Origin of the sequence: Trabulsiella guamensis ATCC 49490, assembly GCF_000734965.1 — a bacterium.
GTDB lineage: Bacteria > Pseudomonadota > Gammaproteobacteria > Enterobacterales > Enterobacteriaceae > Trabulsiella > Trabulsiella guamensis.
The window spans coordinates 26,709-50,134 of the sequence record NZ_JMTB01000049.1; the positions used below are offsets into that span (position 1 = coordinate 26,709).

Below are 23,426 nucleotides of genomic sequence, written 5' to 3' on the forward strand. Positions count from 1 at the left end.
GTTCTTTGTGCCGCACATGACGACGCAAATGCCATTAACAAGCGCAAGCCGCTTCGCAAGCAGTGTGCCGCCCATACATAGTATAGCGGCACGCGCGCGCCTGGCATTAGTTACGATGGGTCAAAATGGAGTCGACTAAACCGTACTCGACCGCTTCTCCTGAGGTCAGGAAGCGATCACGCTCAGTGTCGCGCTCGATCTGCTCAAGAGATTGACCCGTATGGTGCGCCATGAGTTCATTCATGCGCGCTTTAACTTTCAGGATCTCTTTAGCGTGGATTTCGATATCCGTCGCCTGACCCTGGTAGCCGCCCAGCGGCTGGTGAATCATCACCCGGGAATTCGGCAAGCAGAAGCGTTTACCTTTCGCACCTGCCGTCAGCAGGAAAGCGCCCATAGACGCTGCCTGGCCCATACAAATCGTGCTGACGTCCGGCTTGATGAACTGCATGGTGTCATAAATGGACATCCCTGCGGTGATCACGCCGCCCGGTGAGTTAATATACAGATAAATGTCTTTTTCCGGGTTTTCCGCTTCCAGAAACAGCATCTGCGCCACAATCAGGTTTGCCATGTGATCTTCCACCTGGCCGGTCAGAAAAATGACGCGCTCCTTGAGCAGACGGGAATAGATATCAAATGAACGCTCTCCGCGAGAGGTCTGTTCAATGACCATCGGCACCAGGGCCATATGGGGTGCAAAGTTATCTCGTTCGCCACTGTATGACATTTCCGTCTCCTGGATAAATTTTGAAGAATACCTGCTGTACTGATTGTAACCTTGTCGACGGAACATCAGCCAGTCACTTATTGCCGTATTGTTGGTTATGGGTACGGCAATACGCTATTTCAAGCATAACAATCTTTTGTTGTTACGCTAACACCGAAACGTGGATTTGGCACTCATGTACAACAAATTGCGATGACAAAAAAAACCCGTCACCAGAGGGCAACGGGTTTTTGCTCAAACTGTGTCCCGGTATAGCGAAATTACGCTTGCTGGTTCATCAGTTCGTTAAAGGAAGTGGCTTTTTCAGTCACTTTCGCTTTATTCAGAACAGTCTCAACAGCCTGTTCTTCCAGAGCCACGTTGCGCATGTTGTCCATCAGTTCTTTGTTTTTGCTGTAGAACTCGATGACTTCAGTCGGATCTTCGTATGCAGATGCCATCTCTTCGATCAGACCTTTAACGCGTTCTTCATCGGCTTTCAGCTCGTTGGTGCGAATCACTTCGCCCAGCAGCAGGCCAACAACGACGCGGCGTTTTGCCTGCTCTTCGAATAGTTCACGCGGCAGTTCCAGAGCTTGTTTCTCGTTGCCACCGAAACGCTGAGCAGCCTGACGACGCAGAACGTCGATTTCACTGTCGATCAGCGCAGCCGGTACGTCGATGTTGTTCGCGTTCACCAGGCCTTCAATTGCCTGAGACTTCACACGGTTACGCACAGCGCCTTTCAGCTCGCGTTCCATGTTTTTACGCACTTCAGCACGCAGGCCTTCAACAGAACCGTCTTCCACACCGAAACGTTTGATGAATTCCGCGGTCAGTTCCGGCAGTTCACGCTCTTCGACTTTCTTCAGAGTGATAACGAATTTCGCCGCTTTACCTTTCAGGTTTTCCGCGTGGTACTCTTCAGGGAAGGTCACGTCGATAGTGAACTCGTCGCCCGCTTTGTGACCTTTGATGCCGTCTTCAAAGCCTGGGATCATACGACCCTGGCCCATGGCCAGAACGAAATCAGTTGCTTTGCCGCCTTCGAACTCTTCGCCGTCAACAGAACCGGTGAAATCGATGGTCACGCGATCTTCAGCGTCAACCGCGCCTTCTTTGTCTTTCCAGGTCGCCTGCTGTTTGCGCAGGGTGTCCAGCATGGTGTCAACGTCAGCGTCAGTCACTTCTACCAACGGTTTTTCAACTTCGATGGTTTCCAGACCTTTCAGCTCAACTTCCGGGTACACTTCGAACTCAACAGAATAAGTGAAGTCTTCGCCCAGTTTGTATTCGCCCGGAACATAGTTCGGCGCGCCAGCCGGATTGATTTTTTCTTTGATGATCGCATCAACAAAATTGCGGCTCATCAGGTCGCCCAGCACGTCCTGGCGAACAGAAGCGCCATAACGCTGAGCAACGATATTCATCGGTACTTTACCCTTACGGAAGCCGTCGATGCGTACTTTTTTCGCAACATTGACGAGCTCGCTTTTTACAGCGTTTTCGATGCTGTCAGCAGCGATAGTAATCGTTACACGGCGGCCAAGGCCCTGAGTGGTTTCAACTGAAACTTGCATCTTGTTACCTCAAAAAAATCACAGTGCTCGGTCAACTCTGAATTCGCCTGCGCAGTACCGGGATGAAGGTGAATCACCGTCCCTGTCGCCAGAATCATCCCGAAGACGTTCAATAAAATAAGACGCAGCATTATAGCGGCATCACAAGAGTGAGTCGAGAACGGTGGTGGCATGTTGATGCGGCTTTTTTCACAATTCCCGGTGTTTTTTTGTCTGAAAATGGTCGGTACTGTGCGTTTTCCAGGCAAAATAAAACGGCCTGGTGGCCGTTTTGTCATTATCTTTACGCAATCTTTACGCAACATACTGGAAATCTTCCGCCCGTTGCAATGCGTTTTATCAGGCGATGCTTCCCGCGCCGCGGCAAGCCGGAGAGGCAAATACCGTATCCTGTAACCCTTCCCACTCTTTAATCGTGTAAGTATGTAACGCCAGTGCATGAACCGTGGAAGCGAGTTCATCCGCCAGCGTGCTGTAGATCATGCGGTGACGATTGAGGAAACGTTCGCCTGCAAAACAGTCGCTGACCAGCACCACTTTGAAGTGGCTTTCCGATCCGGCGGGAACATTGTGACGATAGCTTTCATCAACCACTTCCAGTACTACGGGTTTAAACGCTGCACTTAATTTTGCTTCGATTTGTTCGCGTATCATCATGACATTACTCCTTCGACGACGCTGAGATGCCGCCCATCTCTTTAAATATTAGCCGCTTTTACCGTTTCCATTACATGAAGACAACAAATATTTAGCTTTCGTCCGATTTCCTCAGCGAAACGGATGCGCTTTACTCATATATGCAAACGTTTCGCTGCCAGACTGCCGGCAAAACGGTAAAGAAGCGGTCAGAAAACGCACATCACGATGAATTTACCTGCGCAGCTACTTCCTCTTACCGTTGGCGATGTTATGATGGCGAGAATTTTTCTTTTACTTAACCAAAGCGTTGAGAGCCTGACATCATGTTGAAAAAAATCCTTTTCCCGTTGGTGGCCCTGTTCATGCTGGCGGGTTGCGCCACGCCACCGTCCACCATCGACGTATCGCCGAAAATCGCCCTGCCGCAGCAGGATCCAAGCCTGATGGGCGTCACCGTGAGCATTAACGGTGCCGATCAACGTCAGGATCAGGCGCTGGCGAAAGTCACCCGTGACAACCAGCTGGTTACCCTGACCGCGTCCCGCGACCTGCGTTTCCTGCTGCAGGAAGTGCTGGAGAAACAAATGACCGCACGCGGTTATATGGTTGGCCCAAGCGGGGCCGTTGACCTGCAGATCATCGTGAACCAGCTGTACGCCGATGTGTCTCAGGGTAATGTGCGTTACAACATCGCCACCAAAGCCGACGTCGCGATTATCGCAACCGCGAAAAACGGCAACAAAATGACGAAAAACTACCGCGCCAGCTACACCGTTGAAGGCGCCTTTACGGCAAACAACCAGAATATCGCTAATGCAGTGAATAGCGTGCTGACTGACACCATCGCCGATATGGCTCAGGACACCAGCATCCACGACTTCATCAAACAAAACGCCCGTTAACCGCCGTTGGCTGACCCGGCGCCCTGCCGGGTCAGCAGTCAGGACCCATGACCAGTCAATACTTACGCATCTTTCAGCAACCTAAATCGGCTATTCTGCTGATTCTCGGCTTTGCTTCCGGGCTACCGCTGGCGCTGACATCCGGCACTCTGCAGGCCTGGATGACCGTCGAAAATATCGATCTGAAAACCATCGGCTTCTTTTCCCTCGTCGGGCAGGCCTACGTCTTTAAATTCCTGTGGTCACCGGTGATGGATCGCTATACGCCATCATTTCTCGGTCGTCGTCGTGGCTGGTTGTTGACCACTCAGGTTTTACTGCTGGTGTCCATTGCGGGTATGGGCTTCCTCGAACCGACGTCGCAGTTGCGCTGGATGGCGGCACTGGCGGTAGTGATTGCCTTCTGCTCTGCGTCACAGGATATCGTCTTTGACGCCTGGAAAACCGACGTGCTGCCGCCCGAAGAACGTGGCGCTGGCGCGGCGATAAGCGTGCTGGGTTACCGCCTTGGCATGCTGGTCTCCGGCGGTCTGGCACTCTGGCTGGCGGACAAGTGGCTCGGCTGGCAGGGAATGTACTGGCTGATGGCGGCGCTGCTCATTCCCTGCATCATCGCTACGATTCTGGCGCCAGAACCCAGCGATGTGATCCCGGTTCCCAGGACGCTCGAACAGGCGGTCGTCGCTCCCCTGCGCGATTTCTTTGGCCGCAATAACGCGTGGATCATCCTGCTGCTGATTGTGATGTACAAGCTCGGTGATGCGTTTGCCATGAGTCTGACCACCACCTTTCTTATTCGTGGTGTCGGGTTTGATGCAGGCGAAGTGGGGATGGTCAATAAAACGCTGGGTCTGTTTGCCACGATTATCGGCGCGTTGTATGGCGGTGTGCTGATGCAGCGGCTGACGCTGTTCCGCGCGCTACTTATTTTTGGCCTTTTGCAGGGTGTCTCTAACGCCGGTTACTGGCTGCTGTCAGTGACCGATAAGCATCTGATTTCCATGGCGGCGGCGGTCTTTTTTGAAAATCTGTGCGGCGGTATGGGGACTTCCGCTTTTGTCGCCCTGCTGATGACGCTGTGCAATAAATCCTTCTCAGCAACGCAGTTTGCGCTGTTGTCCGCGATTTCTGCCGTCGGTCGCGTGTACGTTGGTCCCATCGCCGGATGGTTTGTGGAAGCGCACGGCTGGCCAACCTTCTATCTCTTCTCTGTTGTGGCGGCGGTTCCGGGGCTTATCCTGCTACTGGTGTGCCGCCGTACGCTGGAATACACCCAGCAGACGGAGCACTTTCTGCCGCGCAGTCAGTTCAATCGCGGTTATCAGTTCGCGCTGTATATGCTGATGCTGGGCTGCCTGCTGCTGGCGCTGTGGTTAATCATGCTGACGTTGAACGCCCTTGACTTCACTGCCTTCGCCTTCCTGCCTGTCCTGCTGGAAATGGCCGCATTGATCGCTGTCGGCGGCATCGTGTTCGGTGGGGTGCTGGATTTCCTGGCATTGCGCAGGACGAGATACGCATAAAAATTCCGTGTTGTTATTCGCCGTTGTAATTACAGTAAGAAATTATAACGGTGAATGACAGGCATAATTATGACTTGTTAATTTGTGCGCTTTAGAATTTGGAAATTATTGGTAATTTCTGACCACCCTCTATTTTCTTAACGATTCAGCTATCAGACATTTATTTTCCCGCATTAACGATGTCTTTTATTTGCTAATTTATTGTTAATTATTTGTGTATTTCAGGCAATAGTTATACCAATTGACCACGTTAAGATTTTATTGCATCCCCTTTCGTTATAACGCTGGCGGCACGCGGCTTCTGGTTGAAAAGTAGACATATTAGGTAACATATGTGACATGAGCGGCAGAACCCGGTAACACATAACAGACACAACCCCAATCATGTTTACAGTAATGTAACCTTCCCGTAAAATGCCCACACACTTTAAACGCCACCAGATCCTGTGGAATTGAGGTCGTTACATGAGACTCAGGAAATACAATAAAAGTTTGGGATGGTTGTCATTAATCGCAGGCACTGTTTTACTCAGTGGCTGCGATTCTGCACTGCTTGACCCCAAAGGACAGATTGGACTGGAGCAACGCTCACTGATACTGACGGCATTCGGCCTGATGTTAATTGTCGTTATTCCCGCCATCTTGATGGCAGTTGGTTTCGCCTGGAAGTATCGTGCAAGCAATAAAGATGCGAAGTACAGCCCTAACTGGTCACACTCCAATAAAGTGGAAGCTGTGGTCTGGACGGTGCCGATTCTTATCATCCTGTTCCTCGCCGTCCTCACCTGGAAAACCACTCACTCGCTTGAACCCAGCAAACCGCTGGCGCACGACGAACAACCGATCACCATCGAAGTGGTGTCCATGGACTGGAAATGGTTCTTCATCTATCCGGAGCAGGGTATTGCAACGGTGAATGAAATTGCCTTCCCGGCGAACGTTCCGGTTCAGTTCAAAGTGACCTCCAACTCCGTGATGAACTCGTTCTTCATTCCTCGTCTGGGTAGTCAGATTTACGCGATGGCCGGTATGCAGACCAACCTGCACCTGATCGCGAACGAAACAGGCACCTACGACGGTATTTCTGCCAGCTATAGTGGTCCGGGCTTCTCAGGTATGAAGTTCAAAGCCATCGCTACTCCGGATCGCGCCGCTTTCGATCAGTGGGTCGCAAAAGTGAAGCAGTCTCAGAACACCGTCAGCGATATGGCGGCGTACGAGAAACTGGCTGCGCCAAGCGAGTACAACAAGGTGGAATACTTCTCCAGCGTGAAGCCAAACCTGTTTGTTGATGTTATCAACAAATTCATGGCTCACGGCGACATGCACATGGGCCAGACCGAAGGTGAACACGCGTCACACGACGGAATGGAAGGCATGGACATGAGCCACGCGGAAACCGCCAACTCAAGGGGTTGAGGAAGATAACGATGTTCGGAAAATTGACACTGGATGCAGTGCCCTACCATGAACCCATTATCATGGTTACGGTGGCTGCGATTATCATCGGGGGTCTGGCGCTTCTCGCCGCGATCACTTACTTCGGTAAGTGGTCTTACCTCTGGAATGAGTGGCTGACCTCGGTCGACCACAAAAGACTTGGCATTATGTATGTCATCGTCGCTATCGTCATGCTGCTGCGCGGCTTTGCCGATGCGATCATGATGCGTAGCCAGCAGGCACTGGCCTCAGCCGGTGAAGCCGGTTTCCTGCCGCCTCACCACTACGATCAGGTCTTCACCGCCCACGGCGTGATCATGATCTTCTTTGTGGCGATGCCGTTTGTTATCGGTCTGATGAACCTCGTGGTTCCGCTGCAGATCGGCGCACGCGACGTGGCGTTCCCGTTCCTCAACAACCTGAGCTTCTGGTTCACGGTTGTCGGCGTCATTCTGGTTAACCTGTCTCTCGGCGTGGGTGAATTCGCGCAGACCGGCTGGCTGGCCTATCCGCCGCTATCGGGGATTGAGTACAGTCCGAGCGTAGGGGTCGATTACTGGATATGGGCGTTGCAGCTCTCCGGTATTGGTACGACGCTGACAGGTATTAACTTCTTCGTGACGATCATCAAGATGCGCGCGCCGGGTATGGGCATGTTCAAAATGCCGGTATTTACCTGGGCATCTCTGTGCGCCAACGTTTTGATCATCGCTTCCTTCCCGATCCTGACGGTGACCATCGCGTTGCTGACCCTGGACCGCTATCTGGGCACCCATTTCTTTACTAATGATATGGGCGGCAACATGATGATGTACATCAACCTGATCTGGGCCTGGGGCCATCCGGAAGTGTACATCCTGGTTCTGCCGGTCTTCGGGGTCTTCTCTGAAGTGGCGGCGACCTTCTCCCGTAAGCGTCTGTTTGGTTACACCTCGCTGGTGTGGGCAACCATCTGTATTACCGTTCTGTCGTTCATCGTCTGGCTGCACCACTTCTTTACTATGGGTGCCGGCGCTAACGTAAACGCCTTCTTCGGTATTGCCACCATGATTATCGCCATCCCGACCGGGGTGAAGATCTTCAACTGGCTGTTCACCATGTATCAGGGTCGTATCGTGTTCCACTCCGCGATGCTGTGGACCATTGGCTTCATCGTCACCTTCTCTGTAGGCGGCATGACCGGTGTACTGCTGGCAGTACCGGGCGCGGACTTCGTCCTGCATAACAGCCTGTTCCTGATCGCGCACTTCCACAACGTCATCATCGGCGGCGTGGTGTTCGGGTGCTTCGCTGGTATGACCTACTGGTGGCCGAAAGCCTTTGGTTTTACGCTCAACGAAACCTGGGGTAAACGCGCATTCTGGTTCTGGATCATCGGCTTCTTCGTAGCATTTATGCCGCTGTATGTGCTGGGCTTCATGGGTATGACCCGTCGCCTGAGCCAGCAGATTGATCCGCAGTTCCACCCAATGCTAATGGTTGCCGCTTGCGGCGCCGCGCTGATTGCCTGCGGCATCCTGTGCCAGCTGATTCAGATCTTCGTTTCTGTCCGCGACCGCGACCAGAACCGTGACCTGACCGGTGACCCATGGGGCGGTCGTACGCTGGAGTGGTCAACGTCTTCTCCTGCGCCGTTCTACAACTTTGCCCACGTCCCGCATATTCATGAGCGTGATGCTTTCTGGGAAATGAAAGAGAAAGGCGAAGCGTACAAGCAACCTGCGGGCTACGAAGAAATTCACATGCCGAAAAACAGTGGTGCGGGCATTATCATCGCCGCTTTCTCTACCATCTTCGGTTTTGCCATGATCTGGCATATCTGGTGGATGGCGATCGCAAGCTTTGCAGGCATCATCATCTCCTGGATTGTGAAGAGCTTCGACGAGGACGTGGATTACTACGTACCGGTTGCGGAAATCGAAAAACTGGAAAATCAGCATTTCGATGAAATCACTAAAGCAGGGCTGAAAAATGGCAACTGATACTCTGACCAACGCGCACGCCCACGCGCACGAACATGGGCACCATGATTCAGGGTCGACGAAAGTCTTCGGCTTCTGGATCTACCTGATGAGCGACTGTATTTTGTTCTCCATCCTGTTTGCGACCTATGCCGTTCTGGTGAACGGCACTGCGGGTGGCCCGACAGGTAAAGACATTTTCGAACTGCCGTTCGTGCTGGTTGAAACCGCCCTGCTGCTGTTCAGCTCCATCACCTATGGCATGGCGGCAATCGCCATGTACAAGAACAACAAGAGCCAGGTTATTTCCTGGCTGATGTTGACCTGGCTGTTCGGCGCCGGATTTATCGGGATGGAACTCTATGAATTCCATCACCTGATCGTTGAAGGCATGGGCCCGGATCGCAGCGGCTTCCTGTCAGCGTTCTTCGCGCTGGTCGGCACCCACGGTCTGCACGTGACGTCTGGTCTTATCTGGATGGCTGTTCTGATGATCCAGATCGCCCGTCGCGGCCTGACCAGCACTAACCGCACCCGCATCATGTGCCTGAGCCTGTTCTGGCACTTCCTGGATGTGGTGTGGATCTGTGTGTTCTCTGTAGTTTATCTGATGGGGGCGATGTAATGAGTCATGCAACCGATCACGGCGCTTCCCACGGTAGCGTAAAAACCTACATGACAGGATTCATCCTGTCGATCATCCTGACGGTCATTCCGTTCTGGATGGTGATGAACGGTACGGCGTCCCACGGCGTCATTCTGGGCACCATTCTGGTGACCGCAGTGGTACAGATCCTGGTGCACCTGGTTTGCTTCCTGCATATGAACAGCAAGTCTGATGAGGGCTGGAACCTGACCGCTTTCGTCTTCACTATACTGATCATTGCGATTGTGGTGATAGGTTCAATCTGGATTATGTGGAACCTCAACTACAACATGATGGTTCGATAAGAGCGGCGCGTATGTTTAAGCAATACCTGCAAGTAACAAAACCTGGCATCATCTTTGGCAACCTGATCTCGGTGATCGGCGGTTTCCTGCTGGCCTCCAAAGGCAGCATTGATTACCCGTTGTTCGTCTGGACGCTGGTCGGGGTCTCTCTGGTGGTGGCTTCAGGTTGCGTGTTCAACAACTACATCGACCGCGATATCGACAGGAAGATGGAAAGGACCAAGAATCGGGTGCTGGTAAAAGGCCTGATTTCTCCGAAGGTCTCGCTGGTGTACGCCACCTTGTTGGGTATTGCTGGCTTCATGCTGCTGTGGTTTGGCGCCAATCCTCTGGCCTGCTGGCTGGGGGTGATGGGGTTCGTGGTTTATGTCGGCGTTTACAGCCTGTACATGAAACGCCACTCCGTCTACGGCACGCTGATTGGCTCTCTCTCCGGCGCAGCGCCGCCGGTGATTGGCTACTGCGCGGTTACCGGTGAATTCGACAGCGGCGCACTGATCCTGCTGGCGATTTTCAGCCTGTGGCAGATGCCTCATTCCTACGCCATCGCGATTTTCCGTTTCAAGGATTATCAGGCGGCGAACATCCCGGTACTGCCGGTCGTGAAAGGTATCTCTGTGGCGAAAAACCACATCACGGTCTATATCATCGCCTTTGCTGTGGCGACGCTGATGCTCTCTCTGGGCGGCTACGCCGGATATAAATATCTGGTTGTGGCGGCGGCAGTGAGCGTCTGGTGGCTTGGTATGGCGCTGCGTGGCTACAAGGTGGCCGATGACCGGGTCTGGGCACGAAAATTGTTCGTCTTTTCTATCGTAGCGATCACTTCGCTGTCGGTGATGATGTCCGTCGACTTTATGGTTCCGGATTCTCACAATCTGCTGACTTACGTCTGGTAAGCGGCAAGACAGTTTAAAAAGGGTGCTGCGGCACCCTTTTTCATGCGCGTTATCAAATTTCCCCGAGCGACACTCTGAAATATTGATGGGGTTAATATTTGTTCACTAAGGCTTTGTTTACCCCGCCCTCTCCCCGCTTTACACTATGCGCAATTGAAACGCTGAGGTTGGAATGAACGATTTTAAAATGACGCCGGTCGAATTGCGCGCGACCTGGGGTTTAGGGACAGTTTTCTCAATGCGCATGCTTGGCATGTTCATGGTTCTGCCTGTTCTGACCACCTACGGCATGGCGCTCCAGGGGGCAAGTCAGGCGCTGATTGGTATCGCGATAGGCATCTATGGACTGATGCAGGCGATTTTCCAGATCCCCTTTGGCCTGCTTTCTGATCGTATTGGTCGCAAGCCGCTGATTGTTAGTGGGTTGCTGGTCTTTGCCTTCGGCAGTGTCATCGCCGCGTTGTCTCATTCCATCTGGGGCGTGATTCTCGGGCGAGCCCTGCAGGGTTCCGGCGCCATTGCCGCCGCAGTGATGGCGTTGTTATCTGACCTGACGCGCGAGCAGAACCGCACCAAAGCGATGGCTTTTATCGGCGTCAGTTTTGGCATTACCTTCGCCATCGCCATGGTGCTCGGCCCGATTATTACCAACGCGCTGGGCCTTCACGCCTTATTCTGGATGATTGTGGTGCTGGCATTCGTCGGCATTGCCCTCACACTGTGGGTCGTGCCAAACAGCAGCACCCATGTTCTGAACCGTGAATCAGGGATGGTAAAAGGTAGCTTCCGCAAGGTACTCGCCGAACCCAAACTGCTGAAGCTCAACTTCGGCATTATGTGTCTGCATATTCTGCTGATGTCGACGTTCGTTGCCCTGCCTGGCCAACTGGAAGCTGCCGGTTTTCCCGCTGCAGAACACTGGAAACTCTATCTGGTGACGATGCTGATTTCCTTTGTCTCCGTCGTGCCGTTTATCATTTATGCGGAAGTGAAACGCCGCATGAAACGCGTCTTTCTGATCTGCGTGGCGATCCTGCTGATCGCTGAAATCGTGCTGTGGGGCGCGGGCGATTATTTCTGGGAACTGGTGGCGGGCGTGCAGATCTTTTTCCTCGCCTTTAATCTGATGGAAGCGATGCTGCCGTCGCTCATCAGCAAAGAGTCTCCTGCCGGCTATAAAGGCACCGCGATGGGCGTCTACTCCACCAGCCAGTTCCTTGGTGTGGCCATCGGCGGTTCGCTGGGCGGCTGGCTTGATGGATTCTTTGATTCACAAACGGTGTTTTTAGTCGGCGCCCTGCTCGCCACGCTCTGGCTGCTGGTGGCTATGACAATGAGTGAACCGCCGTACGTCAGCAGTTTGCGGGTGGAAATTCCTGACGACGTAGATGCCGATGAGTCGCTTCAGGCACGTTTACTGGCGACCCGGGGAGTCAGCGAAGCGCTGGTTGTGGCGAAAGAACGTACGGTATACGTGAAAATCGATAACAAAGTGACAAATCGCTTCGAGGTCGAGCAGGCGATAAAACCGGCATAAAAAAAGCGGGGAAACCCGCTTTTTTTATTAATCACGAAAGTTTTTAAACTGGAACGGCTGACCGAGATTACCGCCGCGCACCAGCGCCATCACGGACTGCAGATCGTCGCGGGATTTGCCCGTCACACGAATCTCTTCGCCCTGAATTTGCGTCTGCACTTTCAGCTTACTGTCTTTAATCAGCTTAACGATTTTCTTCGCCACGGCGCTGTCAATGCCAGTTTTCAGTTTTGCTTCCACGGACCAGGTTTTGCCGCTGTGCAAAAACTCTTCCGGCACCTCAATGGAACTGCCTTCAATGCCGCGCTTGAGCAGTTTTGCGCGCAGGATATCAAGCAACTGGTTGACCTGGAAATCTGACTCGCTCAGTACCTTGATGGTCTGATTCTTTTCATTCAGTTCAATGGTCGCTTCCACGTTACGGAAATCGAAGCGGGTCTCCACCTCACGCACGGCGTTTTCAACGCCATTACGTGCTTCCTGAATATCAACCTCAGAAACAATATCGAAAGATGGCATGTTTTACTCTCCCTCTCTTTTTGATGCGATGCATAATACCTGCAACCTGAGATAACACAACCTGTTATGTCTGTGTCTGAAGGATAGCTGATAGCGCTATACTGACAGGAATAACGCCTGTGATCGCTGCAGGTGAGGAGGAAAAATGAAGATTACCGTGCTGGGATGCGGTACCCTCGGGCAGCTCTGGCTGAATGCGTTGCATCGCCAGGGGCATGAAGTGCAGGGATGGCTACGCGTTCCACAACCGTGGTGCAGCGTAAACCTGCAGGAAGTCGACGGTAGCGTCTTCAATGAATTGCTGACGGCCAACGACCCCGAGTTTCTGGGAAACAGCGACCTGTTACTGGTCACGCTCAAGGCCTGGCAGGTCTCAACGGCGGTGAAAAACCTCGCTGGCCAGTTGCCCGCCCGTTGCCCCATTCTGCTGCTGCACAACGGGATGGGAACGCTGGATGAACTGGGAACGGTTCAACAGCCACTGCTGACAGGCATGACCACGCACGCGGCACGCCGTGACGGCAATGTGATTGTGCATGTTGCCAACGGCATTACCCATATTGGTCCGGCCAACGCAGCAGCACGTGATTACAGCTTTCTGGCTGATATGCTTCAGGCCGCGTTACCGGATGTCGCCTGGCATAATGACATGGGTGCCTCCAGCTGGAAAAAACTGGCGGTTAACTGCGTGATTAATCCCTTGACCGTGATCTACGACTGCCCTAACGGATCGCTGGTGAACTATCCGCAGGAAGTGGCCGCCATTTGCCGCGAAGTGGCGGCAGTCATGCAGCGCGAAGGCCATCACGCCAGTCCGGACGACTTGCTGTTTTACGTCTGGCAGGTGGTAGAGAGCACAGCAGGAAATATCTCCTCAATGCTGCAGGACGTTCGTGCCCTGCGCCATACTGAAATAGACTATATCAATGGCTATCTGCTCAAACGCGCGCGCGCCCATGGCATCAGCGTGCCGGAAAACGCCAGACTCTACGAACTGATTAAACGTAAGGAGAATGAATATGAGCGCGTCAGCACTGGTATGTCTCGCCCCTGGGAGTGAAGAAACCGAAGCGGTTACCACCATCGATCTGCTGGTGCGCGGTGGGATTGCCGTCACCACCGCCAGCGTCGCCAGCGATGGCAACCTGACGGTAACCTGCTCACGTGGCGTGAAGCTGCTGGCCGATGCGCCGTTGGTTCAGGTCGCTGACGGCGATTATGACGTGATTGTCCTGCCAGGCGGTCTGAAAGGGGCGGAAGCGTTCCGCGACAGTCCGCTGCTGGTGGAAACCGTCAGGCAGTTTCATCTCTCCGGGCGTATCGTCGCGGCAATCTGCGCCGCTGCGGGTACCGTGCTGGTACCGCACGATCTCTTCCCCGTCGGCAATATGACGGGCTATCCCGGGCTTAAAGAGACCATTCCTGAAGATCAGTGGCAGGACAAACGTGTGGTCTGGGATCCACGGGTGAATCTGCTCACCAGCCAGGGGCCTGGGACAGCGATTGATTTTGCGCTGAAGATGATTGATCTGTTGGTCGGTCGCGAGAAGGCTCACGAGGTGGCGTCACAACTGGTGATGGCGGCGGGGATCTATAACTATTACGAGTAGGTTTTACCCGGCGGCGCTATGCTTGCCGGGCCTGCAACATCCGTTGGCCGGGTAAGGCGCAGCCGCCACCCGGCACAACGAACTACGGACGATATACTTTCACGTTGGTAAAACCCTGTTCACGCAGGTACAGCGCCTGCAGGCGACTCATCACGCCACGCTCACACCACAACAGCCAGGTTTTGCTCTGATCGAGATTGCCGAACTGGGTGCTCAGCTTATAGAACGGCAGCGATACCACATCAATGCCTTCCACTTTCAGCGGCTTGTCATCCTGCTCGTCGACAGAACGAATATCAAGGATCACGTCGTTCGCGCCAAAGTCGTTCACCGTTTCGACTTCGACCACATCCTGGCTGGTCTGCTGTGCGATCTCGCGGATATCGAGGTTGCTGGCTTCGGCAACCACAGTATCAAGGATGCTGAAGTCAAAATTGGCTTCTTCCGCTTCGATCTTCGCTTTTATTGCTTTCACTGTCGGGCTTTTTGAAATCACCCCGCAGTATTCCGGCATCGTGCGGGCAAAGTCTTCAGTGCCGATTTCACGTGCCAGGTTGATGATGTGCTCTTTATCGTAGGAAATCAGCGGTCGCAGGATCAGCGTGTCGGAGACGTTATCGATAAGTCGCAGGTTGGTCAGCGTCTGGCTGGAGACCTGTCCCAGCGCTTCACCGGTCACCAGCGCCTGCACGCCATAACGCTCAGCCACTTTTGACGCCGCGCGGACCATCATACGTTTCAGCACGACGCCCATCTGGCCATCGTCGATTTTTTCGAGGATCTCGCCAACCACCGGCTCAAAATTGATCGCCACGAAACGCACACGGTGCGAGCTGCCGAAGCGGTTCCACAGATAGTGCGCCACCTGACGAACACCAATTTCATGTGCCGCGCCGCCGAGATTAAAGAAGCAATAATGCACGCGGCAACCGCGACGCATCAGCATATAACTGGAAACGCCAGAGTCGAAGCCGCCGGAAATCAGGGACAGGACATCTTCCTGAGTGCCGATAGGGAAACCACCAATGCCTTCATAACGCCCTTTCACCAGCAGCAGACGGTCATCTTCGATTTCGAGATTGACCGTCACGTCCGGGTTCGTCAGCTTCACGCGCGCGGACTCAACATGCTGATTCAGACCGCCGCCGACATAACGTTCCACTTCAATAGAGCTAAACTCATGCTTACCGCGACGTTTTACTCGCACGCAAAAGGTTTTGTTTTCCAGCTTCCCACGCCAGGCGTCCAGCGTTTTCTCGAAGATATCGTGCATTGAGGTGAACGGCACATCTTCGACTTCAAGAATATGGTGAATACCTGGAATGCGGGTCAGGGCGTCACGGATGGCGGGACGCTGGTTTTCGTCTTTCGCACGGACTTCAATGTGATCCCAGTGGCGGACGACAGCAAGTGTCTCGTCATAGTGCTTCAGAACGTTACGAATATTCCCGGTTAACATTTTAATAAAGCGCAAACGCACAGATTGGCTTTTGATAGTGATTTCCGGGAACAATTTAATGATAAACTTCATGGCGGTAATGGTTCGTTGGCAAACTCTGGGTTTGCATGACAAAAAATATTGCAGCCCATACCTGAAGCTGCATCCAGGCGCGGGAGTATATCACCTTCGTCACCAACCTGCGCGTTACCATTATGCGTTATTTGCTTAGCGACCTGACTTCGTTACCATAGCGTGGTCGCCCTAAAACAGAGTCAAACATTCACTATGCCAAAGAAAAATGAAGCCCCGGCCAGCTTTGAAACTGCGCTGAATGAGCTTGAGAAAATCGTCACTCGCCTGGAAAGCGGTGAGCTTCCGCTGGAAGAGGCGCTGAATGAATTTGAGCGCGGCGTCCAGCTGGCGCGTCAGGGGCAAAGTAAACTGCAACAGGCTGAGCAGCGTGTACAAATCCTGCTGGCGGAAAGCGAAGATGCCCCGCTGTCCCCTTTCACTCCGGATGCTGAGTAATGGATTTTTCGCAACAACTTCAGGCGTGCGTGGTTCGGGCGAATGACGCCCTGCATCGTTTCATCGATCCGCAGCCGTTTCAGAACACTCCGCTGGTTGAAGCCATGCACTACGGTGCATTATTGGGAGGAAAGAGGTTGCGTCCATTCCTGGTGTACGCGACCGGCAATATGTTCGGCGTTAGCCTGGAAACCCTTGATGCCCCGGCAGCCGCGGTAGAATGTATTCACGCCTATTCGCTGATGCATGACGATCTCCCGGCGATGGATGACGATGACTTACGCCGCGGGCAACCTACCTGTCATATTAAATTCGGCGAAGCGAACGCCATTCTGGCGGGTGACGCGCTGCAGACGCTGGCGTTTTCTATACTCAGCGATGCACCAATGACCGACGTTGCTGATCGCGATCGTCTGGCGATGATTTCCGAACTGGCGCAGGCCAGTGGTGTGGCAGGTATGTGCGGTGGTCAGGCACTCGATCTCGCCGCTGAAGGTCAGCATGTGGATCTCGCCGCTCTGGAACGCATTCACCGTCATAAGACCGGCGCATTGATCCGCGCGGCGGTTCGCCTCGGGGCGCTGAGCGCTGGAGAACCGGGTCGTACCGCCCTGCCGATACTGGATCGATACGCGCAAAGCATCGGCCTGGCGTTCCAGGTTCAGGATGACATTCTTGATGTGGTGGGGGATACTGCCACGCTTGGGAAGCGCCAGGGCGCTGACCAGCAGCTCGGTAAGAGCACCTATCCCGCACTGCTGGGCCTTGAGCCGGCCCGTACGAAAGCCCGTGATTTGATTGAAGATGCCCGCCAGTCGCTGAATCAGCTGGCCGCCCAATCACTGGATACCACGGCACTGGAAGCGCTAGCGGACTATATAATCCAGCGTGATAAATAAACACTAGAACCACGATGAGTTTCTGATGAGCTTTGATATTGCCAAATACCCGACGCTGGCGCTGGTGGACTCGACTCAAGAGCTGCGCCTGCTGCCGAAAGAGAGCCTGCCGAAACTGTGCGACGAACTGCGTCGTTACCTGCTCGACAGTGTAAGCCGTTCCAGCGGGCATTTTGCCTCCGGGCTTGGCACGGTGGAACTCACCGTGGCGTTGCATTATGTCTATAACACCCCGTTTGATCAGCTGGTGTGGGATGTCGGGCATCAGGCATACCCGCACAAAATCCTGACCGGTCGCCGCGATCGCATCGGCACTATTCGTCAGAAAGGCGGTTTGCACCCGTTCCCGTGGCGGGGTGAGAGCGAGTACGACGTATTGAGCGTCGGTCACTCTTCAACCTCCATTTCTGCCGGCAGCGGCATCGCGATTGCGGCCGCGAAAGAAGGCAAACAGCGCCGGACGGTCTGCGTGATCGGCGATGGCGCCATCACCGCGGGTATGGCATTCGAGGCAATGAACCACGCCGGCGATATCAAACCGGATATGCTGGTGATCCTAAACGACAATGAGATGTCGATTTCCGAAAACGTCGGCGCGCTGAACAACCACCTGGCGCAACTGCTCTCCGGCAAACTCTATTCCACCCTGCGCGAAGGCGGCAAAAAAGTCTTCTCTGGCGTACCGCCGATTAAAGAGCTGCTCAAACGCACCGAAGAACACATTAAAGGAATGGTGGTGCCGGGCACACTGTTTGAAGAACTGGGTTTTAATTACATCGGCCCGGTTGACGGACATGACGTGCTGGGACTGGTCAGTACCCTCAAAAACATGCGCGACCTGAAAGGCCCGCAGTTTTTGCACATCATGACCAAAAAAGGGCGCGGCTATGAGCCTGCCGAAAAAGACCCGATCACCTTCCATGCAGTGCCGAAATTTGACCATACCAGCGGTAAATTACCGAAAAGCAGCGGCGGCCTGCCGAGTTATTCGAAAATTTTCGGCGACTGGTTGTGCGAAACCGCCGCCAAAGACGACAAATTAATGGCTATCACGCCCGCCATGCGTGAAGGCTCCGGGATGGTCGAATTTTCGAAGAAATACCCGGATCAGTATTTTGACGTGGCGATTGCCGAGCAACACGCGGTCACCTTCGCGGCGGGTCTGGCGATTGGTGGTTACAAGCCGGTAGTGGCGATTTACTCCACCTTCCTGCAACGCGCTTACGACCAGGTGATCCACGATGTGGCTATCCAGAAGTTGCCGGTGATGTTTGCTATTGATCGCGCGGGTATTGTCGGCGCAGACGGCCAGACGCACCAGGGCGCGTTTGATCTCTCTTTCCTGCGCTGCATTCCTGACATGGTGATCATGGCGCCGAGCGACGAAAACGAATGTCGCCAGATGCTCTATACCGGTTATCACTACAGCGACGGTCCGTGTGCTGTGCGTTATCCGCGTGGTAACGGCACCGGTGCTGAACTCCAGCCACTGGCGAAACTGCCTCTGGGTAAAGGCGTTATCAAGCGTGAAGGCGAAAAGCTCGCCATCCTCAGTTTCGGCACGCTGTTGCCGGAGGCGGCGGCGGTGGCTGAAAAACTGAACGCGACGCTGGTCGACATGCGCTTCGTTAAGCCACTGGATGAACAGCTGATTCTGGCGATGGCGGAGCAACATGAAGTGCTGGTCACGCTGGAAGAAAACGCTATTATGGGTGGTGCAGGTAGTGGCGTTAACGAAGTTCTGATGGCCCATCGTAAGCCCGTTCCGGTGCTGAATCTGGGTCTGCCGGATTTCTTTATTCCGCAAGGCACGCAAGAAGAAGCGCGCACGGAAATCGGCCTCGATGCCGCAGGGATTGAAACGAAAATCACCTCCTGGCTGGCATAATCCCTCCCCTTTCCGCTCCTGCTATGCTTAACGGTACAATTTTGAGCCACCAGCAGGAGTGGAACCATGAAATACAATACGTTAGGTAAAACAGATCTTAAGGTTTCCCGTCTTTGCCTCGGCTGCATGACGTTCGGTGAGCCCGATCGTGGCAGACACGCCTGGACGCTGCCGGAAGAGAGCAGCCGCCCGATCATCAGGCGGGCGCTGGAAGGCGGCATCAACTTCTTTGACACCGCAAACAGCTACTCCGACGGCAGCAGTGAAGAGATTGTCGGCCGCGCGCTGCGTGATTTCGCCCGCCGCGACGAGGTGGTGGTCGCTACCAAAGTGTTCCACCAGGTCGGTGATTTAGCGGAAGGTCTTTCCCGCGCCCAGATCCTGCGTTCCATTGACGACAGCCTGAAGCGTCTCGGTATGGAGTATGTTGATCTGCTGCAAATCCACCGCTGGGATTACAACACCCCCATCGAAGAAACCCTTGAAGCACTGAACGACGTGGTCAAAGCGGGTAAAGCGCGCTACATCGGCGCCTCTTCCATGCACCCGTCGCAGTTTGCTCAGGCGCTCGACTTGCAGGCGCAAAACGGCTGGGCGCCGTTCGTCACCATGCAGGATCACTACAACCTGATTTACCGCGAAGAAGAGCGGGAGATGCTGCCGCTGTGCTACAAAGCAGGCGTGGCGGTGATCCCCTGGAGTCCACTGGCACGCGGGCGCTTAACCCGCCCATGGGGAGAAACCACGGCTCGACTGGTCTCTGACGAGTTCGGCAAAACGCTCTACAGCACCACGGAAGATAACGACGCACAAATTGCGGAACGACTGGCCGTGATTGCCGGGGATCTGGGCGCTACCCGCGCACAGGTCGCGCTGGCGTGGTTGCTGAGCAAACCAGGCATCGCGGCACCCATTATTGGTACGTCCCGGAAAGAACAGCTTGATGAGTTGTTAAATGCGGTTGATATCACGCTGAAACCGGAGCAGATCGCCGAACTGGAAACGCCATACCAGCCGCACCCGGTGGTGGGGTTTAAATAGTTTTTTTGCCCGATGGCGCTTCGCTTATCGGGCCGGTGAAACCGTAGGCCGGGTAAGGCGGAGCCGCCACCCGGCACTCATTTAAAATAACCCAATCGGCCAGTGGTGGCCAATCAGATACAAAATCCCGGCGGAGATAATCCCGGCGACGATATCATCCACCATGATCCCCATGCCACCATGGACGTTGCGATCGAACCAGCGGATCGGCCACGGTTTCCACATATCAAGAATACGGAAAATCACAAACCCCGCCGCAACCCATTGCCAGTCATTGGTCGGCAATGCCATCAGCGTGATCCACATGCCGATGAACTCATCCCAGACAATGCTGCCGTGATCATGAACGCCCATATCTTTCGCCGTCTGGTGACAGAGATAGACGCCGATGCAGATCCCCAGCATCACCACCAGTGAATAGAGCTGCCACGGCAGTAAGGTCATCAGATACCAGAACGGGATAGCCGCCAGCGACCCCATCGTGCCCGGGACAACCGGGCTTAAGCCACTGCCGAATCCCGTCGCCAGTAAATGCCACGGATTGAGCAAGTTCAGGCGGCTTTTGGCAACATCTTTAGAGCGAGTCAAAATGATCGTACCCTTTCCAGTCCAGCGTAATATTTTTGCCATCGCGCTGGAAATGCAGCCCTTCCACCTCCGCGCTGATCTGGCCGATGCAGGTGACCGGAATACCTAAATGCCCGACAGCGACATCCATCGCGCCACGGTTCAGTTCCGGCACCGTGAAACAAAGCTCGTAATCTTCTCCGCCCGACAATGCCCAGCGCAGCGCCTGTTCGGGGTCAACATGACGCTGCATCGCGTCGGAGTACGGCATCGCATTGAGATCGAGTCGCGCACCGCAGCGACTGGCCTTCAGGATATGACCGAGGTCGGAAATCAGGCCATCAGACAGATCGATAGCCGAGCTGGCAAGATCGCGTAGCGCCTGACCGTGCAGAATGCGTGGCGTTGGCCGTAAATGCCGCTGCGTCAGATAGCGAGCGTCGTCTGCCGATTTTACTTTCAGGCGATCCTGCAAAATCGCCAGTCCCGCCGCGCTGTCACCCGGCGTTCCGGTGACACAAATCCAGTCGCCCGGTTTCGCCCCTGAGCGTTTCAGGGCGCGCCCCACCGGCACAAAACCATGGATGCCAAGTGTCATTGACAACGGGCCACGCGTGGTATCGCCGCCGATGAGTTGCATATCGTAATAATTGAGCTGGTCAAACAGGCTGTCGCTGAAAGCCTGCAGCCAGGGTTCATCCACTGTCGGCAGGGTCAGCGCCAGCGTCAGCCACGCCGGGTCAGCCCCCATCGCCGCCAGATCGCTCAGATTGACCGCCAGCGCTTTATACGCCAGGTCAGCAGGATCGATATCGGGTAGAAAGTGGATGCCAGAAACCAGCGTATCTGTGCTGATCGCCAGCGTTTGTTTGTCCGGAATATTGAGGAGAGCACAATCGTCGCCGATGCCTGTATCGACGTCGAGACGAGAGCTTCTCACGCGATCAAAATAACGGGCAATCAGGGAAAATTCACCGCATGCCATACGTTATGCCTCAGCAGAAGAAATAAAAAAGCCGGAGATGAAGAGTTGACTCTTCTTCCCCGGCCTGTCGATTACTTTTTGTGGGGGCGAATTACCGGAGCTGCTTTGTCCAGCACGCCATTGACGAACTTGTGGCTGTCTTCCGCACCGAAGGTTTTCGCCAGCTCGATGGCTTCGTTGATGGCCACTTTGTACGGCACATCATCACGTTTAGAAAGTTCGAAAAGCGCAATACGCAGCACCGCTTTCTCGACCTGGCCCAGCTCGTCAAGCAGACGGGACAGGTACGGCTTCATCAGGCCGTCGAGATATGCGCTGTTAGTCGCCACTCCGGTCAGCAGTTCACGGAAGTACAGGACATCGACGTCTTTCACGTCCTGTTCCGCCAGGAACTGGTATTCAACATCAGCGATGTCGTTTTTGGACAACTGCCAGGAGTAAAGCGCCTGGACAGCACACTCACGGGCGCGGCGACGAGCAGCAGGTTTCACGGAATTCCCCTTACAAAAAAATCAGGCCTTGATGGCTTTCAATACATTAATCATTTCAAGCGCGGTCAGTGCAGCTTCTGCACCTTTGTTACCGGCTTTAGTGCCAGCACGTTCGATGGCTTGTTCAATGCTTTCAGTGGTCAGAACACCAAAAGCAACCGGGATATCGCAATCCTGAGCGACATGCGCCAGGCCATTGCTCGCACCACCGGCCACATATTCGAAGTGCGCGGTACCGCCACGGATCACCGTACCCAGCGCGATAACCGCATCAAATTTACCGGTCTTCGCCATTACGCTCGCGGCCAGCGGCAGTTCATACGCCCCAGGCACCCACGCCACGGTAATATTTTCATCTTTGACCTGACCAATACGTTTCAGGGCGTCAATCGCACCGTCCAGCAGGTTGTCATTGATGAAGTTATTGAAACGCGCAATGGTGATGGCAACGCGGGCATCTGGAGTAGCAACGGGTGCTTCGATAATGTTCATACTTTTCCTTTACGGGTTCATTATGGCCCCGCAGGGGGGCGGATTTTATCATAATCTTTTGTGCACTGCTTACTTTATGTCGCAGGCGTTAAATGCAGACACAGATCAGGGCCGACCTGCCGTATCTCGTTGAATTTCAAATGCGGGGCATCAGCCAGTTTCTCAAGCCCCGGTAGTGCGCATAATCCGCGGGCATCACTGCCTAACAGTGTAGGCGCAAGATAGACAATCAGCTCATCGACCAGGCCCGCCTGCAGTAACGCCCCGGCAAAAGTCGCTCCGGCTTCCACCCACAGACTGTTAATTTGCGCTTTGCCCAGTTGCATCATCAATAATACCAGGTCGAGATGACCATTATGCTCAGATATCTGCAACGAACGAACGTTTTCCGGCCAGTGACGGACATCTTCCTGCGCACGCACCAGCCAGGTTTCTCCCACCTGCTGGGTGATACGGTGTTCCGGCGTCACCAGTCCGGTACGATCGAGCACAATTCGCAGCGGCTGGCGCAGATTTTCGCGCGGGTAAATCGTCTGAGACTGGCTGTCTAATTCGTCCCAGCGTACGGTAAGCGCCGGGTCGTCCGCCAGCACCGTCGCGCTGGTGGTCAGAATGGCATGGCTTTGCGCACGCAGACGCTGTACGTCACGGCGGGCCGCCGGGGAGGTTATCCACTGGCTCTCGCCACTGGCCATCGCAGTGCGACCATCCAGTGATGCGCCAAGCTTGAGTTGAATGTAGGGGAAACCGGTGCGCATGCGCTTCAGGAAGCCTTTGTTCAGCGCCTCGGCCTCGTTCATCATCAGACCGTGGCTGACCTCAAT

General features: G+C 54.3%; 25 protein-coding genes. 14 read left to right on the plus strand and 11 right to left on the minus strand.

Annotated elements, in window-relative coordinates; genetic code table 11:
• Nucleotides 1–106: 106 nt before the first annotated feature.
• The 4 genes from clpP to bolA all read right to left on the minus strand — a co-directional run bounded on the left by clpP (nucleotide 107) and on the right by bolA (nucleotide 2,946).
• Nucleotides 107–730, minus strand: a complete 624-nt coding sequence (gene clpP / locus GTGU_RS06545; RefSeq protein ID WP_038155095.1) for an ATP-dependent Clp endopeptidase proteolytic subunit ClpP — start codon at nucleotides 728–730, stop codon at nucleotides 107–109.
• Between the two features lie 260 nt (nucleotides 731–990).
• On the minus strand, nucleotides 991–2,289 hold the full coding sequence (tig, locus tag GTGU_RS06550; RefSeq protein ID WP_038155096.1) for a trigger factor: 1,299 nt from the start codon (nucleotides 2,287–2,289) through the stop codon (nucleotides 991–993).
• Nucleotides 2,244–2,594, minus strand: coding sequence for a hypothetical protein (locus GTGU_RS25655; protein ID WP_156964080.1), 351 nt, complete (start codon nucleotides 2,592–2,594; stop codon nucleotides 2,244–2,246). The genes tig and GTGU_RS25655 overlap by 46 nt, the downstream gene beginning before the upstream one ends.
• 34 nt (nucleotides 2,595–2,628) lie before the next feature.
• Nucleotides 2,629–2,946 (minus strand): transcriptional regulator BolA, encoded by a 318-nt coding sequence (gene bolA / locus GTGU_RS06555; protein WP_038155098.1) that lies wholly within the window; start codon nucleotides 2,944–2,946, stop codon nucleotides 2,629–2,631.
• A gap of 305 nt (nucleotides 2,947–3,251) precedes the next feature.
• Here bolA and GTGU_RS06560 point away from each other — a divergent pair, with 305 nt between their 5' ends.
• The 8 genes from GTGU_RS06560 to GTGU_RS06595 all read left to right on the plus strand — a co-directional run bounded on the left by GTGU_RS06560 (nucleotide 3,252) and on the right by GTGU_RS06595 (nucleotide 12,141).
• Nucleotides 3,252–3,830, plus strand: a complete 579-nt coding sequence (locus tag GTGU_RS06560) for a lipoprotein (protein ID WP_038155100.1) — start codon at nucleotides 3,252–3,254, stop codon at nucleotides 3,828–3,830.
• A 47-nt stretch (nucleotides 3,831–3,877) separates the two neighbouring features.
• Nucleotides 3,878–5,353: a muropeptide MFS transporter AmpG gene (gene ampG, locus GTGU_RS06565; RefSeq protein ID WP_038155101.1), complete on the plus strand. Its 1,476-nt coding sequence runs from the start codon at nucleotides 3,878–3,880 to the stop codon at nucleotides 5,351–5,353.
• Nucleotides 5,354–5,818: 465 nt separating this feature from the next.
• A complete protein-coding gene (gene cyoA, locus GTGU_RS06570; RefSeq protein WP_038155103.1) occupies nucleotides 5,819–6,772 on the plus strand; it encodes a cytochrome o ubiquinol oxidase subunit II in 954 nt (317 codons plus the stop codon).
• An 11-nt stretch (nucleotides 6,773–6,783) separates the two neighbouring features.
• On the plus strand, nucleotides 6,784–8,775 hold the full coding sequence (gene cyoB / locus GTGU_RS06575) for a cytochrome o ubiquinol oxidase subunit I (protein WP_038155105.1): 1,992 nt from the start codon (nucleotides 6,784–6,786) through the stop codon (nucleotides 8,773–8,775).
• The gene (locus GTGU_RS06580) at nucleotides 8,765–9,379 is read left to right on the plus strand and encodes a cytochrome o ubiquinol oxidase subunit III (RefSeq protein WP_038155107.1); all 615 of its coding nucleotides are present in this window, start codon (nucleotides 8,765–8,767) and stop codon (nucleotides 9,377–9,379) included. The genes cyoB and GTGU_RS06580 overlap by 11 nt, the downstream gene beginning before the upstream one ends.
• A complete protein-coding gene (locus GTGU_RS06585; RefSeq protein ID WP_038155109.1) occupies nucleotides 9,379–9,705 on the plus strand; it encodes a cytochrome o ubiquinol oxidase subunit IV in 327 nt (108 codons plus the stop codon). The genes GTGU_RS06580 and GTGU_RS06585 overlap by 1 nt, the downstream gene beginning before the upstream one ends.
• 11 nt (nucleotides 9,706–9,716) lie before the next feature.
• Entirely contained in the window at nucleotides 9,717–10,604 is an 888-nt protein-coding gene (gene cyoE, locus GTGU_RS06590; RefSeq protein WP_038155112.1) for a heme o synthase, read from the plus strand.
• A 172-nt stretch (nucleotides 10,605–10,776) separates the two neighbouring features.
• The gene (locus GTGU_RS06595) at nucleotides 10,777–12,141 is read left to right on the plus strand and encodes an MFS transporter (RefSeq protein WP_038155113.1); all 1,365 of its coding nucleotides are present in this window, start codon (nucleotides 10,777–10,779) and stop codon (nucleotides 12,139–12,141) included.
• A gap of 27 nt (nucleotides 12,142–12,168) precedes the next feature.
• On the opposite strand, the gene GTGU_RS06600 is transcribed toward GTGU_RS06595, so the two are convergent.
• Complete coding sequence (locus GTGU_RS06600; protein WP_038155115.1) at nucleotides 12,169–12,660, minus strand: YajQ family cyclic di-GMP-binding protein; 492 nt, start codon at nucleotides 12,658–12,660, stop codon at nucleotides 12,169–12,171.
• A 145-nt stretch (nucleotides 12,661–12,805) separates the two neighbouring features.
• Here GTGU_RS06600 and panE point away from each other — a divergent pair, with 145 nt between their 5' ends.
• A complete protein-coding gene (panE, locus tag GTGU_RS06605; RefSeq protein WP_038155117.1) occupies nucleotides 12,806–13,720 on the plus strand; it encodes a 2-dehydropantoate 2-reductase in 915 nt (304 codons plus the stop codon).
• Nucleotides 13,680–14,270: a protein deglycase YajL gene (yajL, locus tag GTGU_RS06610; protein ID WP_038155119.1), complete on the plus strand. Its 591-nt coding sequence runs from the start codon at nucleotides 13,680–13,682 to the stop codon at nucleotides 14,268–14,270. Before panE ends, yajL begins: the two co-directional genes overlap by 41 nt.
• Before the next feature lie 82 nt (nucleotides 14,271–14,352).
• Here yajL and thiI read toward each other — a convergent pair whose 3' ends face one another.
• Entirely contained in the window at nucleotides 14,353–15,801 is a 1,449-nt protein-coding gene (gene thiI / locus GTGU_RS06615) for a tRNA uracil 4-sulfurtransferase ThiI (RefSeq protein WP_038155121.1), read from the minus strand.
• 195 nt (nucleotides 15,802–15,996) lie between these two features.
• Between thiI and xseB the strand changes: the two genes are divergently transcribed.
• The 4 genes from xseB (at nucleotide 15,997) to GTGU_RS06635 (ending at nucleotide 20,067) form a co-directional block, all read left to right on the plus strand.
• Complete coding sequence (xseB, locus tag GTGU_RS06620; protein WP_038155123.1) at nucleotides 15,997–16,239, plus strand: exodeoxyribonuclease VII small subunit; 243 nt, start codon at nucleotides 15,997–15,999, stop codon at nucleotides 16,237–16,239.
• Entirely contained in the window at nucleotides 16,239–17,138 is a 900-nt protein-coding gene (gene ispA / locus GTGU_RS06625; protein ID WP_038155124.1) for a (2E,6E)-farnesyl diphosphate synthase, read from the plus strand. The genes xseB and ispA overlap by 1 nt, the downstream gene beginning before the upstream one ends.
• A 25-nt stretch (nucleotides 17,139–17,163) precedes the next feature.
• Nucleotides 17,164–19,026, plus strand: coding sequence for a 1-deoxy-D-xylulose-5-phosphate synthase (gene dxs / locus GTGU_RS06630; RefSeq protein WP_038155125.1), 1,863 nt, complete (start codon nucleotides 17,164–17,166; stop codon nucleotides 19,024–19,026).
• A 66-nt stretch (nucleotides 19,027–19,092) separates the two neighbouring features.
• Entirely contained in the window at nucleotides 19,093–20,067 is a 975-nt protein-coding gene (locus GTGU_RS06635; RefSeq protein WP_038155126.1) for an aldo/keto reductase, read from the plus strand.
• Between the two features lie 81 nt (nucleotides 20,068–20,148).
• Here the strand turns inward: GTGU_RS06635 and pgpA are convergent, their stop codons facing one another.
• The 5 genes from pgpA to ribD all read right to left on the minus strand — a co-directional run.
• Nucleotides 20,149–20,697 carry a phosphatidylglycerophosphatase A gene (gene pgpA, locus GTGU_RS06640; RefSeq protein WP_072011921.1) on the minus strand — a complete coding sequence of 183 codons (549 nt, stop codon included), beginning with the start codon at nucleotides 20,695–20,697 and terminating at the stop codon, nucleotides 20,149–20,151.
• Nucleotides 20,642–21,619, minus strand: coding sequence for a thiamine-phosphate kinase (gene thiL / locus GTGU_RS06645; protein ID WP_038155129.1), 978 nt, complete (start codon nucleotides 21,617–21,619; stop codon nucleotides 20,642–20,644). The genes pgpA and thiL overlap by 56 nt, the downstream gene beginning before the upstream one ends.
• Nucleotides 21,620–21,690: 71 nt before the next feature.
• Complete coding sequence (gene nusB, locus GTGU_RS06650; RefSeq protein ID WP_038155131.1) at nucleotides 21,691–22,110, minus strand: transcription antitermination factor NusB; 420 nt, start codon at nucleotides 22,108–22,110, stop codon at nucleotides 21,691–21,693.
• Between the two features lie 21 nt (nucleotides 22,111–22,131).
• A complete protein-coding gene (gene ribH / locus GTGU_RS06655) occupies nucleotides 22,132–22,602 on the minus strand; it encodes a 6,7-dimethyl-8-ribityllumazine synthase (protein WP_038155132.1) in 471 nt (156 codons plus the stop codon).
• A gap of 74 nt (nucleotides 22,603–22,676) precedes the next feature.
• Nucleotides 22,677–23,426 (minus strand): bifunctional diaminohydroxyphosphoribosylaminopyrimidine deaminase/5-amino-6-(5-phosphoribosylamino)uracil reductase RibD (gene ribD, locus GTGU_RS06660; RefSeq protein WP_038155134.1); only part of this gene is annotated, 750 nt, incomplete at its 5' end.

Excerpts from the sequence above, each read along its gene's own strand:
- ribH (WP_038155132.1), bottom strand. The coding sequence starts at position 22,602 with ATGAACATTATCGAAGCACCCGTTGCTACTCCAGATGCCCGCGTTGCC.
- tig (WP_038155096.1), bottom strand. The coding sequence starts at position 2,289 with ATGCAAGTTTCAGTTGAAACCACTCAGGGCCTTGGCCGCCGTGTAACG.
- cyoB (WP_038155105.1), top strand. The coding sequence starts at position 6,784 with ATGTTCGGAAAATTGACACTGGATGCAGTGCCCTACCATGAACCCATT.
- pgpA (WP_072011921.1), bottom strand. The coding sequence starts at position 20,697 with ATGGCAAAAATATTACGCTGGACTGGAAAGGGTACGATCATTTTGACT.
- bolA (WP_038155098.1), bottom strand. The coding sequence starts at position 2,946 with ATGATGATACGCGAACAAATCGAAGCAAAATTAAGTGCAGCGTTTAAA.
- GTGU_RS06600 (WP_038155115.1), bottom strand. The coding sequence starts at position 12,660 with ATGCCATCTTTCGATATTGTTTCTGAGGTTGATATTCAGGAAGCACGT.
- GTGU_RS06560 (WP_038155100.1), top strand. The coding sequence starts at position 3,252 with ATGTTGAAAAAAATCCTTTTCCCGTTGGTGGCCCTGTTCATGCTGGCG.
- xseB (WP_038155123.1), top strand. The coding sequence starts at position 15,997 with ATGCCAAAGAAAAATGAAGCCCCGGCCAGCTTTGAAACTGCGCTGAAT.
- thiI (WP_038155121.1), bottom strand. The coding sequence starts at position 15,801 with ATGAAGTTTATCATTAAATTGTTCCCGGAAATCACTATCAAAAGCCAA.
- GTGU_RS06580 (WP_038155107.1), top strand. The coding sequence starts at position 8,765 with ATGGCAACTGATACTCTGACCAACGCGCACGCCCACGCGCACGAACAT.
- GTGU_RS06635 (WP_038155126.1), top strand. The coding sequence starts at position 19,093 with ATGAAATACAATACGTTAGGTAAAACAGATCTTAAGGTTTCCCGTCTT.
- GTGU_RS06585 (WP_038155109.1), top strand. The coding sequence starts at position 9,379 with ATGAGTCATGCAACCGATCACGGCGCTTCCCACGGTAGCGTAAAAACC.
- cyoA (WP_038155103.1), top strand. The coding sequence starts at position 5,819 with ATGAGACTCAGGAAATACAATAAAAGTTTGGGATGGTTGTCATTAATC.
- ampG (WP_038155101.1), top strand. The coding sequence starts at position 3,878 with ATGACCAGTCAATACTTACGCATCTTTCAGCAACCTAAATCGGCTATT.
- GTGU_RS06595 (WP_038155113.1), top strand. The coding sequence starts at position 10,777 with ATGAACGATTTTAAAATGACGCCGGTCGAATTGCGCGCGACCTGGGGT.
- dxs (WP_038155125.1), top strand. The coding sequence starts at position 17,164 with ATGAGCTTTGATATTGCCAAATACCCGACGCTGGCGCTGGTGGACTCG.
- cyoE (WP_038155112.1), top strand. The coding sequence starts at position 9,717 with ATGTTTAAGCAATACCTGCAAGTAACAAAACCTGGCATCATCTTTGGC.
- clpP (WP_038155095.1), bottom strand. The coding sequence starts at position 730 with ATGTCATACAGTGGCGAACGAGATAACTTTGCACCCCATATGGCCCTG.
- yajL (WP_038155119.1), top strand. The coding sequence starts at position 13,680 with ATGAGCGCGTCAGCACTGGTATGTCTCGCCCCTGGGAGTGAAGAAACC.
- GTGU_RS25655 (WP_156964080.1), bottom strand. The coding sequence starts at position 2,594 with ATGTTGCGTAAAGATTGCGTAAAGATAATGACAAAACGGCCACCAGGC.
- thiL (WP_038155129.1), bottom strand. The coding sequence starts at position 21,619 with ATGGCATGCGGTGAATTTTCCCTGATTGCCCGTTATTTTGATCGCGTG.
- ispA (WP_038155124.1), top strand. The coding sequence starts at position 16,239 with ATGGATTTTTCGCAACAACTTCAGGCGTGCGTGGTTCGGGCGAATGAC.
- panE (WP_038155117.1), top strand. The coding sequence starts at position 12,806 with ATGAAGATTACCGTGCTGGGATGCGGTACCCTCGGGCAGCTCTGGCTG.